The organism is Schaalia odontolytica (assembly GCF_031191545.1).
Classification (GTDB): Bacteria; Actinomycetota; Actinomycetes; order Actinomycetales; family Actinomycetaceae; genus Pauljensenia; species Pauljensenia odontolytica.
Window position 1 is genome coordinate 196,009 of sequence record NZ_CP133472.1, and the last position, 13,633, is coordinate 209,641.

At 63.0% G+C, this 13,633-nt stretch carries 12 protein-coding genes; 3 read left to right on the top strand and 9 right to left on the bottom strand.

Annotated elements, in window-relative coordinates; translation table 11 throughout:
- Positions 1–16: 16 nt before the first annotated feature.
- From hrcA to RDV55_RS00920, 8 genes are all read right to left on the bottom strand, one after another.
- A complete protein-coding gene (gene hrcA / locus RDV55_RS00885; RefSeq protein WP_111822963.1) occupies positions 17–1,060 on the bottom strand; it encodes a heat-inducible transcriptional repressor HrcA in 1,044 nt (347 codons plus the stop codon).
- A 131-nt stretch (positions 1,061–1,191) separates the two neighbouring features.
- Positions 1,192–1,986 carry a DUF3097 family protein gene (locus tag RDV55_RS00890; protein ID WP_245907635.1) on the bottom strand — a complete coding sequence of 265 codons (795 nt, stop codon included), beginning with the start codon at positions 1,984–1,986 and terminating at the stop codon, positions 1,192–1,194.
- Positions 1,987–2,119: 133 nt separating this feature from the next.
- On the bottom strand, positions 2,120–2,950 hold the full coding sequence (locus tag RDV55_RS00895) for a hypothetical protein (protein WP_111822961.1): 831 nt from the start codon (positions 2,948–2,950) through the stop codon (positions 2,120–2,122).
- A complete protein-coding gene (locus RDV55_RS00900; RefSeq protein ID WP_111822960.1) occupies positions 2,943–3,632 on the bottom strand; it encodes a SatD family protein in 690 nt (229 codons plus the stop codon). The genes RDV55_RS00895 and RDV55_RS00900 overlap by 8 nt, the downstream gene beginning before the upstream one ends.
- Before the next feature lie 299 nt (positions 3,633–3,931).
- A complete protein-coding gene (gene hemW, locus RDV55_RS00905) occupies positions 3,932–5,224 on the bottom strand; it encodes a radical SAM family heme chaperone HemW (protein ID WP_111822959.1) in 1,293 nt (430 codons plus the stop codon).
- A 24-nt stretch (positions 5,225–5,248) separates the two neighbouring features.
- A complete protein-coding gene (gene trmB, locus RDV55_RS00910) occupies positions 5,249–6,076 on the bottom strand; it encodes a tRNA (guanosine(46)-N7)-methyltransferase TrmB (RefSeq protein ID WP_174703791.1) in 828 nt (275 codons plus the stop codon).
- An 11-nt stretch (positions 6,077–6,087) separates the two neighbouring features.
- Positions 6,088–7,944 (bottom strand): translation elongation factor 4, encoded by a 1,857-nt coding sequence (lepA, locus tag RDV55_RS00915; protein ID WP_111823136.1) that lies wholly within the window; start codon positions 7,942–7,944, stop codon positions 6,088–6,090.
- 96 nt (positions 7,945–8,040) lie between these two features.
- Complete coding sequence (locus RDV55_RS00920) at positions 8,041–9,048, bottom strand: tetratricopeptide repeat-containing protein (RefSeq protein WP_111823135.1); 1,008 nt, start codon at positions 9,046–9,048, stop codon at positions 8,041–8,043.
- Between the two features lie 163 nt (positions 9,049–9,211).
- Here RDV55_RS00920 and RDV55_RS00925 point away from each other — a divergent pair, with 163 nt between their 5' ends.
- The 3 genes from RDV55_RS00925 (at position 9,212) to RDV55_RS00935 (ending at position 11,729) form a co-directional block, all read left to right on the top strand.
- A complete protein-coding gene (locus RDV55_RS00925; RefSeq protein ID WP_111822957.1) occupies positions 9,212–9,853 on the top strand; it encodes a type II toxin-antitoxin system PemK/MazF family toxin in 642 nt (213 codons plus the stop codon).
- A 212-nt stretch (positions 9,854–10,065) separates the two neighbouring features.
- Entirely contained in the window at positions 10,066–10,332 is a 267-nt protein-coding gene (gene rpsT / locus RDV55_RS00930; RefSeq protein WP_111822956.1) for a 30S ribosomal protein S20, read from the top strand.
- Positions 10,333–11,405: 1,073 nt separating this feature from the next.
- Positions 11,406–11,729, top strand: coding sequence for an IS3 family transposase (locus tag RDV55_RS00935; RefSeq protein ID WP_245907623.1), 324 nt, complete (start codon positions 11,406–11,408; stop codon positions 11,727–11,729).
- On the opposite strand, the gene RDV55_RS00940 is transcribed toward RDV55_RS00935, so the two are convergent.
- Positions 11,702–13,633 carry an ABC transporter ATP-binding protein gene (locus RDV55_RS00940; protein WP_111822955.1) on the bottom strand — a complete coding sequence of 644 codons (1,932 nt, stop codon included), beginning with the start codon at positions 13,631–13,633 and terminating at the stop codon, positions 11,702–11,704. The two genes, RDV55_RS00935 and RDV55_RS00940, sit on opposite strands and share 28 nt — an antisense overlap.

Below are 13,633 nucleotides of genomic sequence, written 5' to 3' on the forward strand. Positions count from 1 at the left end.
TCGGCACAGGACCGAGTTAGCTATGTGCTTGCTGAGCGAGGTATCGGGACAGGTAGGCGGCCACCGCCCGCACCGAACTCATGGTGCGCGCGTAGTCCATCCTCATGGGGCCGACGATGCCCAGGTGGGCGGAGCCGTCGCTCTCGTCGGAGCCCGCCCGATAGGTGCCGGTGACGACGGCCGTCTCAGACAGGCCATCGTGGGGGTTCTCGGTGCCGATACTGACGTGCAGGTCGTCGCCCTGATCGGCCTCGGCGAAGAGGCGCATGAGAACGACTTGCTCTTCGAGTGCGTCCAAAACGGGGGCGATGTCGTGGAAGTCAAGGGCCCCGCGCGCCAGGTTCGCGGCACCGGCTACGACTATCTTCGACTCGCTCTGGCCACTCAGCACATCGGTCAGGGCGGTGCCGATCGCGGCGACAGTTCCGACGAGTTCGGGGCGGGCCGAGGCCGTGGCCGCGTCGACGCAGGCCTGCGCGGTTGCACAGGTGGCACCGTCACAATGGCGTCGCAGGAGCTCGCGCGCCTCGCGCAATTGCCCGTCGCCGAGGGGTGCGTTGAAACTGAGGGTGCGCTCCCCGACCTCGCCGTCCGCGGTGACAACGACGACGAGGAGGCGGCCCGGCGCGAGGTCAATGACCTCAAGGTGCTTCAGCAGGCGCGCGCGCGCGACCGGGTACTGGACGAGGGCCACCTGATGCGTCACCTGTGCCAGGAGGCGCACCGAGCGTTCCACGACGTCGTCGATGTCAACTGATTCGGAGAGGAAAGTCTCGAGGGCGGCGCGCTCGGGGCCGCTCATGGGCTTGAGTTCGGCGAGCCGGTCGACAAAGACCCGGTAGCCGCGGTCCGTGGGGACGCGACCGGCGGAGGTGTGGGGCTGGTAGATGAGTCCGGCTTCCTCCAGCACCGCCATGTCGTTGCGGATCGTCGCGGAGGAGACGCCGAGTCCGCCCGCCGCGATGGCCTTTGAGCCGACAGGCTCACGAGTGGCCACATACTGGGTGACGATGGCCCGCAGGACGTCAAGCCTGCGGTTCTGTGCGCTGTTGCGCGTCATGCCATCTCCTCCCTGCCTGGCACTCCTACTTCCTGAGTGCCAATGCTACTCCTGGCAACCAACCGGGAGCGACAGGAGACCCCGTCGACGCATGCGCCCTGCGCGAACGTCACTCGCGGGCCGCACCCGACCTACTGTGCCCAGGGAACGGTCACGAAGTCGATGAGTTGCTCAACCCGGCCGAGTAGCGCGGGTTCAAGATCGCGGTACGTACGCACGGTGGACAGAATCTTCTTCCACCCCATCGCAATGTCGCGCTGGTCAGCGTGGGGCCATCCAAGCGCATCAAGCGTCCCGTGCTTGATGTCGATATCGCGAGGAATATCCGGCCATTGCGATAGGCCCAGGCGAGCAGGCTTGACGGCCTGCCAGATGTCAACGAAGGGATGCCCGAGGACGAGGACGGCATCCGGCCACCGCTCGGAGACGGCCCGCGCAATACGAGACTCCTTCGATCCGGGGACCATGTGGTCGACGAGGACCCCCGCACGCGCCGTATCGGTCGGCTCAAACACCTCCAGAACCGCCTCTAAGTTGTCGACACCCTCAAGCAGCTGAACGGCAATACCGGCCTCGGCCAGGTCCTCTCCCCAGACGTGCTGAACAAGTTCTGCGTCGTGACGCCCCTCCACCCAAATGCGCGAGCGCTTGGCAACCTTGGGACCGCTCGAAGCAGGGGCGAAGGAACCGGAGTTCGTAATGCGTCGCCCCGACGCACTGACCTGCACACTCGACGAGGCCTGGGTGGGAGCCGGGCGGGGAGGCAGCGCCGCGATGGGACGCCCTTCCAGCCAAAAGCCGGGACCGAGAGGGAAGGAACGACGAACGCCTCGGCGATTCTCAAGTTCGACAAGGTGAACGCCGCCGGACTTTTCGACCCGTGTGACGGCACCGACCCAGCCGGAGGCGACGTCCTCCAGGACCATGCCGATCTCAACGTGGACGGCCTGCGAACGCGGACGCCTTGCCCCCGGCCCGTCGCGATGCGGGTCGTGGTCGAAGATGTTGCGGCCGTACGGATCTGAGCTATTCACCTGGCATACTTTAGCGGTGCCCGCGTCAGTGCAGGATCACGGCACGAATGAACATCGACACGAGGGCTGCCAGGATCCACGACGACACGGAACCGATGAGGAACTCCTCGGCCTTTTCCCCCGTGGAGTCCTGCGAGATCTCCGGGAATCGAATGACCCCCTTGGCCGCGACGACGGCAGCGATGGCCACTTCCGCGCCGGTACCGGCCAGAACGATGATAAGGAGCCTTTCTAGAGGCCCGATCCAACGACCACCGCGCAGCGCCGTCACTTCTTCCTCTTCGTCCGCTGCGGGCGCGGAAACAATGGACAGCGCCCCGGAGATCACCGGAGGATCCACGACCTCGGAGTCAGCCTCATCCTCGTCCCGATCCTCAGACACCGCCGCCGGCATCGCCGGGAGGACGGGCGCATTGATCCAACCGGGAACGGGATCGGAAGCGCGTCCACGCGCGCACTGGAGGATCGCCGTGATCAGGTGATTGACGGGCCCCGTCACCAGGAAGAGGACCGTAATAATCAGATCGATCGAACGCCCCGACAGCAGCGAGAGCAGCGGATACTTCGCCGGATTCAGGCTCATGAGGGCGACGAAGCCGACGGATGCCAAAGCCCACCGCCCCAAAACTCCGCGCGCCGACGGATCGGCGAGGTCCCAGGCGAACCACGCGACCGCCAGGACCGCGCCAATCGCGTTCGCGACGGAGCTCACCCCCAGGATGAACCACGAGTAGCAGATCACCGCGAGAAGAAGCGTTAGGAAGATCGAGAGGCGTCGTGACCACCGTCGCGGATCAGATGTGAGAAGAACGGTAAGCTCCGAGGCGGCGATTCCCAGGAGAAGGACTTCATGCACGTGCAGCCTCCGCAATAATGAGAGACGACTGGATCAACCCCGCCCCCGTGCCCCGGGCGAAGTCGGAAATGGCCTGCTGCGACAGCTTCTCGGCTCGAGCGATTTCCACCTGCGTCTTACCAAGAAGAAGCTCAGCTGTAATGCGACGATGACGCGCGGAAAGCTTGAGGATCGCGTGATCGCGCAGGCTCAGCAGGGCGTTGATGCACGTCTGGCAATGACTCGAGAACGCCGACTCGACCGAGGCGTGCGCCATGAACCAGGTGCGGATGAAAGGATTCGAAGAATCCTGAACGTCATGTGCGCGATTAATTGCTGCCCGAGCCGCCCACCAAGCGGACCCATCCTGAAGTTGAGCAGACTCAGACCCGCGCGAACGTTCGGGAGCCAGCCGCTGCACTCCCGAGGAGAACTCTTCAATCTGCCCCGCACCGATTCCAAAACGTAGCTGGAGCGGCGCAGGAAGAAGAAGCTGCGCACGCAGGGTAAGAAGAAGCGCATCCTCAAGCGTGTAAGCCACCGCCTGGAATTCGTCGCCGACCGTCGGGTACGGAGCCTGCAGCAGCGCGAGACCTTCGCTCGCGTCCCCAAGAGCGGCTTCAAAGACTCCCTGGGCCTCTGTACGATTGGTCAGCGTACGAGAGCCCACGATGTCGGCAATGACAGCATATCGAAGAGTCACAATACCACACTTTTCCTTGTATACAGCTCTTCACAAGCTCCCCCATAAAGGAACCCTGCAAATTACTCGGCTTCACATGACGCATCTAGGCAAACATATTTCAACCATGATGTCAACACTATCGGGACGCTATACCAGCTTGTCACATCGCACACTCTCATCGCATGTCAAACAGCTAACAACCATGCCCACACATGTGCTTGTATTTCGCACATTACAAGCTATATTGCGGCGATTGACGCCTCCGACGAATGTTTACCACTATATGAGTATTCCGCTGCAAAGGCAGCAATTCATCGTCAGTAGCCCATGATTTCGCGGGTGACATAGTCCGCAAGAAGGCGCCCACGCAGCGTCAAAACAACGCGTCCAGACAGAGCTGAAGCCCCGTCAATGAGACCATCGGCGATGAGCGCAGCGATACGGCCACCGGACGGCGTGCCCGACCCGTCGGGCACTGACAGACCCGGCAGCCCCTGAATAGCGACCCCCTCAGAGGTGCGCACGCCCAGCATGACGCGCTCCAGTTCGCGCGCATCCGCGTCGAGAATCTCGCCGCCGTAGGCGGGAGAATGCCCCGCTCTCAGACGCCCCGCATAGGCCCCCGGGTTCTTCACGTTCCACCAGCGCGCGCGCCCCATGTGGGAGTGCGCGCCCGGCCCAAAACCCCACCAGTCCCAGTCTCGCCAGTAGGCCAAATTATGCGCGGAAGCATGTTCAAAGTGGGTCGACGACCGCCCCGAGGAGTGATCAGCCTCAGTCACGCGCGCGAAGTTTGAGATCTCGTACCACGCATACCCGGCCTCACCAAGGAGGGCATCGGCAAGCTCGTATTTGGCGGCTTCGTCGTCCGGGTCCGGTGTCGGCAACTCTCCCCTCGCCACCTGAGCGCCCATCTTCGTCCCCTCCTCGACGACCAGAGCGTATGCGCTGACATGGTCAGGCTCGTAGGACAGAGCCGCACGCAGGGAGGTTTCCCAGTCCTTGAGACTCTCCCCCGGCGTTCCATAGATGAGATCCACCGAGGTCGACAGGCCCGCCTCCTTTGCCCACTCGACAACGAGGGGCACTCGCTCGGGCGTATGAGTACGATCCAGGGTCGCCAGGATCGCGGGCACGGCTGACTGCATACCGAATGACACTCGCGTGAAACCGGCGGCGGCCAGCTCCGCGAGCCCCTGGCGCGTCACCGTGTCAGGATTGGCCTCGAGGGTCACTTCCGCTTCGGGAGCAATCCCGATACGTTCGCGCAGACCGGCGAGGATCTCGATCAGCTCCGCAGTGTCCAGCATCGTCGGCGTGCCGCCGCCAAAAAACAACGTACGAGCCTGCCGGGTGGGCAGCCCGGCCTCGGACATGACGCGTGAGGCCAGCTGGGCCTCGGCGAGAACGGAGGGAGCATAATCCCCCACCCGCGCGCCCGGCCCAAAGCCGACAGTGTAGGTATTGAAATCGCAGTAGCCGCAGCGCACACGACAGAACGGCACGTGCACATACACGGACAGCGGACGACCACGATCGGCCTCAACGAGGCCGGGGTCCAGCGAGCCGTCAGGTGACCAGCGCTGACCCTCGGGCTGGGCCGGGCTCACGAGCGTGTTCCAACCGTCACGGCATCAGCCACGCGGGCAACGAATGCCAACGACATCGTGGGCGCGACGGCCCGCATCGATACCGCGAGTCTCGAAGTGGGTGACAACGCGCCCTTCGAAGCGCGGGGCGAAACCACCGCGCTGCGGCTGCGGATCCGCCGGATCCGGGCGCTCTCCCGCGTGCGGGTTATCAAAGAGTTCGCAGGCCTCGATCACGTCGCGCATCTGCCAGGCGTAGTCATCCCAATCCGTGGCCAGGCGCCATGCTCCCCCGTCGCGCAGCAGGCGCGCGACCTCGAGAGCGAAGGAATCGGAGACGAGGCGACGCTTGCGGTGCCGGGCTTTGCGCCACGGGTCAGGGAAGAAAGTCCAGACCTCATCTACGCAGGCATCCCCGAGCATGATCGGGAGGGCCTGCGCAGCGTCGGCCTCAATGACGCGGATATTGCCCACGTCGGCCTCGACCGCCTTGGAGACGAGCTTGGCGATACCGGGCACCCACACCTCAAGGGCCAGAAAGTTGCGCTCAGGATGGGCGGCCGCAGCCGCGACGATCTGCTCACCTGTGCCCGAACCAATCTCGAGAGTCACGGGGGCGCTGCCCCCGAAGAGGTCAGTCAGATCGAGCGCAAAGTCCTGCGCGACAGTCGTATATCCGATCCCGCGACGCGGCTCGACCACGAAGCGATGCGCGTGCGCCTCCCACGTGCGCGCAAGGTTCGCGGGCAGCTCGCGAGTGCGCCGCGTGAAGGACTTCGTGCGGCTCATGAAAACCGTGCCCTCGGGGGCCTCGCCCGGACGTCGCTCCGCAGGCTGCTCGCCTGGAGCGGGGCCCTCCACGGCCTCGTTCATCTGGTCCCCGCTCACTTCTTACCCGTCGGAACGTCGGAGGTCAGGGCGGCGATGAAAGCTTCCTGCGGCACGTCAACGCGGCCGATGGACTTCATGCGCTTCTTGCCTTCCTTCTGCTTCTCGAGCAGCTTGCGCTTGCGGCTGATGTCGCCGCCGTAGCACTTAGCGAGCATGTCCTTACGCAGGGCCTTGATGGTCTCGCGGGCAATGACGCGCGCGCCGACTGCGGCCTGGACCGGGATCTCGAACTGCTGGCGAGGAATGAGTTCCTTGAGGCGCTTCGTCATGCGCTGGCCGTAGTTATAGGCACCGTCGCGGTGAACGATCGCGCTGAAGGCATCGACGCGATCACCGTTGAGCAGAATGTCGACCTTGACGAGGTCGGCGCTCTGCTCACCACTCTCCTGGTAGTCCAGGGAAGCGTAACCGCGCGTGCGGGACTTGAGCTGATCGAAGAAGTCGAAAACGATCTCGGCGAGGGGCAGCTGGTAGTGCAGCTCCACGCGTTCCTCGCTCAGGTAGTCCATGCCCTGCATCGAGCCGCGACGCTCCTGGCACAGCTCCATGATGGTGCCGGTGAACTCGGTGGGCGTCAGGATCGTCGCGTTGACGACCGGTTCGCGCACCTCGGAAATCTTTCCTTCGGGGAATTCGCTCGGGTTATCAACACGCACCTCGGTGCCGTCCTCCGTCACGACGCGGTAGACGACGTTCGGAGCGGTCGCGATGAGGTCAAGGTTAAACTCGCGCTCCAGACGTTCGCGGATAATCTCCAGGTGCAGCAGCCCCAGGAAGCCGCATCGAAAACCGAAGCCGAGGGCCGCCGAGGATTCAGGCTCGAAGGTGAGCGCCGCGTCGTTGAGCTGGAGGCGCTCGAGGGCGTCTCGCAGATCCGGGAAGTCGGAGCCGTCGACCGGGTAGATGCCGGAGAACACCATCGGGTTGGGATCGCGGTAGCCCTCAAGAGCCTCTGTCGCTCCACGCACCTGGCTGGTGACGGTATCGCCAACGCGGGACTGGCGCACGTCCTTCACGCCTGTGATCAGGTAGCCCACCTCACCGGCACCAATGCCCTCTTCGGGCTTCGGCTCAGGCGAGATGACACCCAGCTCGAGGAGCTCGTGGGTGGCGCCCGTGGACATCATCCGCACGCGCTGACGGGTGGAGAGAACGCCGTCGACGACACGCACGTAGGTGACGACGCCACGGTAGGTGTCGTACACGGAGTCGAAGATCATCGCGCGGGTCGGAGCGTCGGGGGCACCTTCGGGCGCGGGAACGACATCGACGATGCGGTCGAGCAGGTCCTCGACGCCTTCGCCGGTCTTGCCGGAAACCTTGAGGACCTCGCTCTCGTCACAGCCGATCAGCTGGGCAACCTCGTGCGCATACTTCTCGGGCTGGGCGCCCGGCAGGTCGATCTTGTTGAGAACTGGGATGATCGCGAGATCGTTCTCGAGGGCCAAGTACAGATTCGCGAGCGTCTGCGCTTCGATGCCCTGCGCAGCGTCGATGAGTAGGACTGCCCCCTCGCATGCAGCCAGCGAGCGGGAGACCTCATACGTGAAGTCCACGTGACCGGGCGTGTCGATCATGTTGAGCGCGTAGGGCGTCCCCTCGTGCGCCCACGGCATGCGCACGGCCTGGCTCTTGATCGTGATGCCGCGCTCGCGCTCAATGTCCATACGATCGAGGTACTGGTCGCGCATCTCGCGCGCCTCGACGACTCCGGTCAGCTGGAGCATGCGGTCCGCGAGCGTCGACTTCCCATGATCGATGTGGGCGATGATGCAGAAGTTACGGATCTGCCCCTGCGGGGTATGGGCCGGGCGAATCTGCGCCTGCTGCGCGGGCGTGGGGATGGGCACGTGAACCTCCGTGAAGTCGTTAACCTCCTTATCGTCCCATTGTCGCGGCCATTTGTGCCAGTTCAGGCGCGGGAAGTCGCGCACAGTGGCGGCGTGTCACACCCCTTCACCATCGCCCATCTCGACCTGCGCAACGATGGCGACAGCCTCCGTGAAGTCACAGTCATCCCAGTCGTCGGGATGATCGTCGCGGAGTTTGCGTGCGATGGTCTGTGCGCGCTCGTCGTCCCCACGCATGGTGGCCAGGGTGAGCAAGATGGCGCGGATGCGCGCCGTCAGCGGGTCACGATCTCCCAGGTATCGCCGGCAGTCCTCCGCCAGCACAGTCCACAGATCCTCGCCTGCCGCCCGGTCCCCTCCCATCCACGTATTGCGTGCGATCTCATTGCGCAGGCGCAGCACCCGCCAATCACCGTGCTCGGCAACCGTGAGCAATACGTCCATGTTGTGCTCGTAGAGTTGGATCGCCTCCTCGTACTCGCGGTCGGCGGAGAGCACCTCGGCGAGATTGTCACGAACAGTCAGAAGCGTCATATCGGCCTCATCCCGGGCTCCTTCCATATCGGCAAGGAGCTCCCGGTAGACGCGAGCTGCCTTCTTCCACTTCCCCGTGTTCTTCCAGGGCATCGCCGAATTGTTACGGACGGCAAATGCGATGTGAGGATCGAGGTCCGCGCAGGCTTTCACGTCAGCCACCAGCGCGGAGAAGCGGCGAGCCGCCATGTCGTTGAAGCCGAGGACCGACAGCCAGTAGGCCTCCGAGTTACGCAGCATGAGGACGAGTGGGTGATTACGATCCAACGCTGCGGCTCCGAGCCGCGCAGCCTCTCCCGCCACGCTGCGACAGCGATCATACGAGCCCTGCGCGGCGTACCAATCAATGCGGAGTTTGGCGGCTTCGAGGCGAAGCTCAATCGCGACTTCGGAGTCTTCATATACCTTCTCTGCGTGTTCGATGGCCCTGTCCAGCCGTCCGCCGGCGGCACAGCGCATCGCGTCTGCCAGGGCACAACGACCGGATTCGTCGGCCGAACCGGACGCGGATGCACAGGCCCCGAAAGTATCGAGACAGACCATCGGACCGTGAATCGTTGCAGTGGACATCATCGTCGCCTTTCATTGTGGTCGTTCTTCTACGAACACATCCAGAATGGAACCGACGACGGCACCCTGTCATTCACGAAGACGGAGCCTGTGTATAACCCATCGACACAGAATGCCCCTGTGGATAAAACAGACGGACCAGCCGCTGCCGTATGCTGGTCCCATGAACTCATTCGTCAGGGGCCTCATCAACTTCCTCATCAGCGTTATCTCCGGCACCACAGAGGAATCGCAGACGAACTCCTCCAAGCCGCGCCAGCGTGAGTCGAACAGTAAGCCGAAGTCTTCGACGCCAAAACCTCGCTCATCTTCGACCTCAGGGACGCACTCCGGTTCCCACCATCACTACGAGGACCCGGCAACCTCCAATCGCCCCAAGACGTCGATCCACGAAGCGAGCATCGCAGACGCACTCGCCCACGCCTCGTACACGCCCATCATGGACGGCGACGCTGATCCCGGCGAGGTCGTCTGGACCTGGGTTCCCTACCAGGAGGACGCGTCGGTCGGCAAGGATCGTCCGGCCGTCGTCATCGGCGCGCAGGATGACGGCGTGTACATCCTCCAGCTGACCAGCAAGGACCACACGCGCGACGCCGCCCAGGAGGCCGCCGCTGGCCGCTACTGGCTCGACATTGGCGCTGGCGACTGGGACTCGAAGGGCCGCCCATCCGAGGTGCGTCTCGACCGTGCCCTGTGGGTCAAAGCTACCGATGTTCGCCGTGAGGGCGCGATCTTGCCGAAGAAGACCTGGCAGCTCGTCGTCGACGCTCTTGAGGAGCACTACCGCACCCACGGTGACTGACCCGAGAGACACGTGACCGACCTTACGAGGCCCACGAAGGCCAAGGGGAATGACGAAAAGCCCCGCTGCTGGTATGATCGGACGTTGGACTCCCGGCCTGGTCGGGCAGGGGGTCTGGTTAAGACCGTTTGCGGGTGTCCCCACGCCTAAGTCCCGGTCTTGACACAGCCCTCACCGACCCTGTCAGACATACATCAAGGAGAAATCCGACTGTGGCAAACATTAAGTCCCAGAAGAAGCGCATTCTCACCAACGAGAAGCGCCGCGTTCGTAACCAGTCCGTGAAGTCCGAGCTGAAGACCCTGGTCCGTCAGACCCGCGAGGCCGTTGAGGCCGGCGAAAAGGACAAGGCTCTCGCCGCTCTGCGTGTTGCTTCGCGCAAGCTGGACGTCGCCGTCTCCAAGGGCGTCATCCACAAGAACCAGGCCGCGAACCGCAAGTCCAAGCTTGCCCGTCGCGTCGCCTCGATCGCTGACTGATCAAACGCACGTTTGACCTGAAGCGGGCCGCCCGGTGGGCGGCCCGCTTTCGTATACCTGCTCCCAGGCACGCGCGCGTGGCCCCCCACGTAGACGAGGCGATCATCTTTCAGTCGAGGACTGCCAGGCACGTGCGCGTGTACCACCCTGGGCTTCCCCTGTCTGCGCGAGGGCGCGTGAGACGAGTACGCCGCCCTGCGCACGGTGCTTCAGTTTTTTCCTAGAACGCGCCGGCCGGGTTTTCCCAGGCCCGGTACACGCCGACTCCTCTTTCCTGGCATACGTTGCTTCGGTCTGCCACGGATACGCTTCTTCGGTGTAACACGCGAGCACCGCTTCGGTCCGTTACACAAACGCCGCTTCGGTCCGTTACACATGCACCGTTTCGGTCTGCCACGCATACGCCGTTTCGGTCTAAAGCACATGCGCCGCTTCGGTCCGTCACACATGAGCCGTTTCGGTCTAAAGCACATGCTCTGCTTCGGCGGTTCGTGACACGACACTCCAATTGACGGTCCTTCACAGGCACGGACTAAGCCCTCTCGCCGAACATCTCCATGCGTGAGCATTGAGATCGACTTGATGCGCACGCAAACCCTTTGACGCGCGCGTAAACCCTTTAATCGGAATGTGGGCGGGGCTGCCCACGCTCATATCATCGGGTTGACGTGCGCATTATCGGGCCCACACGCACATCATCGGGTTCACGTGCGCATTATCGGGCCCACGCTCATGTCATCGGGTTCACGTGCGAAAAGCGCCCGGCGGCGGTTCGTCTAGGTTCAACCCATCGCTTGCGGATAGGTTATTAAGACGCGGATACGTTATGAAGACGCGGATAGGTTAATGACCTATCCACATGCGCACAACCTATCCGCACGCGCCTCGACCACACCGGGCGCGAACAATAACGGTCGCACCCCACAAACACAGTTGCACCCAAGCACACAACACATCCCCATTTGCCTCGACCACACCGGGCGCGAACAATATCGGTCACAACCCGAGCACACAACCCACGCCGAACGCGCGCCCTTCAACGCACGTTCGTCGATAACGATTTCATCCAGAGCATGTCACGCACAGGCAACTACGTCGACAATGGTGCCACCGAACAGGTCTTCGGACACCTCAAGGCCAAAGTTTTCCGAAGCCAAGACGGGCAGACCTTCGAGAGCTTCAAAGCCGACCTCGACGCCTACGTCACGCACTGGAACACAACACGACGCCAAGTAAAGCTCAAGGGCCTGACCCCGGCAAAATACCGGGATCAGGCCCTACAGAAAGCAGCGCAACGGCTACCATCTAAAGCATCCAAGTTTCGGGGCACAGTTCACGACGCGGCCGAGGCGTTGCAATCCGTCAGCGCTTACTCGAGTTCAAAGGCACCCGTGTAGAGCTGGTAGTACACGCCCTTCTGGTCGATCAGGTCGTCGTGGCTACCACGCTCGATGATCCGCCCCTGGTCAAGGACCATGATCGCGTCCGAGTTTCGCACCGTCGAGAGGCGGTGGGCGATCACGAAGACCGTGCGCCCCTCCATGAGGTTGTCCATTCCCTGCTGCACGAGGGCCTCGGTGCGCGTGTCAATCGAGGAAGTCGCCTCGTCGAGGATCATCGCGGGCGGGTCGGCGACGGCCGCACGTGCGATCGACAGGAGCTGAGCCTGCCCCTGTGAGAGATTAGAGCCGTTGCCGGTCAGCATCGTGTCGTAGCCCTCGGGCAGACGTCGGATGAACGAGTCCGCGTTCGTGAGCTTTGCAGCAGCGATGCATTCCTCGTCCGTTGCGTCCAGGCGGCCGTAACGGATGTTTTCCATGACAGTTCCCGAAAAGAGCTTGACGTCCTGTAGGACGACGCCGAGGGAGCGGCGCAGGTCCGGCTTGTGGATCTTGTTGATGTTGATGCCGTCGTAGCGGATCTTGCCATCGGCGATGTCGTAGAAGCGGTTGATCAGGTTGGTGATCGTCGTCTTGCCGGCACCCGTGGCTCCCACGAAGGCGATCTTCTGGCCGGGCTTGGCCCACAGGGATATGTCGTGCAGGATCTGCTTCTCGCCGTCGTAGGAGAAGTCGACCCCCTCCATGACCAGCTCGCCGCGCAGTCGCGTGTAGGTGACGGTGCCGTCAGCCTTGTGGGGGTGTCGCCACGCCCACACTCCTGTACGTTCCTCCGTCGGCTCGACCGAACCATCGGGCAGCTCGCGCGCACGCACGAGGGTCACGTACCCCTCGTCCTCCTCGGGCACCTGATCAATGAGCGCGAACACGCGGCCGGCACCCGCCATACCCATGGCAATCATGGGGACCTGCATGGACATCTGGCCGATCGTCTGCGAGAAGTTACGGACCATGCCCAGGAAGGACACGACCACACCGACGGTGATGACGTCGACACCGAAGAGGTGAATGTTCGGCGTCTGCTCCAGGATCATGATGCCGCCAACGATCGCGATCACGACATACATGATGTTGCCGATGTTGCCAAGGGCCGGCATCAGCACGTTGCCGTAGATGTTCGCCTTCTGTGAGGAGTCGAACAGCTTCTGGTTGAACTCGACGAACTCGTCCTTGGCGTCCTGCTCATGATTGAAGACCTGGACGACCTTCTGACCGTCCATCATCTCTTCGATGAAGCCTTCTTCGTCCGCGAGGGCAGCCTGCTGCGCCTTCATGAAGCGCCCCGACAGCCCACCGAGCTTTCCGGTCAGGAAGGCCATGAGTACGCCCACCACTAAGACGACGAGGAAGAGCCACACGGAGTAGTAGAGCATCGTGCCGATCAGGACGATGATCGTCAGGCCCGACTGGATGAGCGTCGGGATCGACTGGCCGATCAGCTGGCGGATCGCGTCCGTGTCGTTGGTGAAGGTCGACATGATCGCGCCGTGCGGGTGCGTGTCGAAGAATCGCAGGGGCAGGCGCTCCATCGAGTCGAACATGTCGTCTCGCATGTGCTTGAGCGTACCCTGCGTCACGATCGCCATGGCTCGGGTGTAGATGAAGCTGCCGATGACGCCGGCGCTGAAGATAATGCCCATCGTGACGACGAGGCGCACCAGGGTGCCTCGCACAGCGTCGAAACCGCTCTCCAGGCCAGGTGTCACGACGTTGTCGACGATCTGCTGCATAAAGATAGCGCCGACTGCCGAGGCCACTGCGGCCGTGATGATGCACACGACCGTGAGGCTGATACGCACCGGGTAGTGACGGAATACGTAAGACATGAGGCGGCCGAAGGGGCGCTCGATACCATCGAGCTTTTCCTCGTCGTCTATGCGACGACCATTCATGCGTGCCAT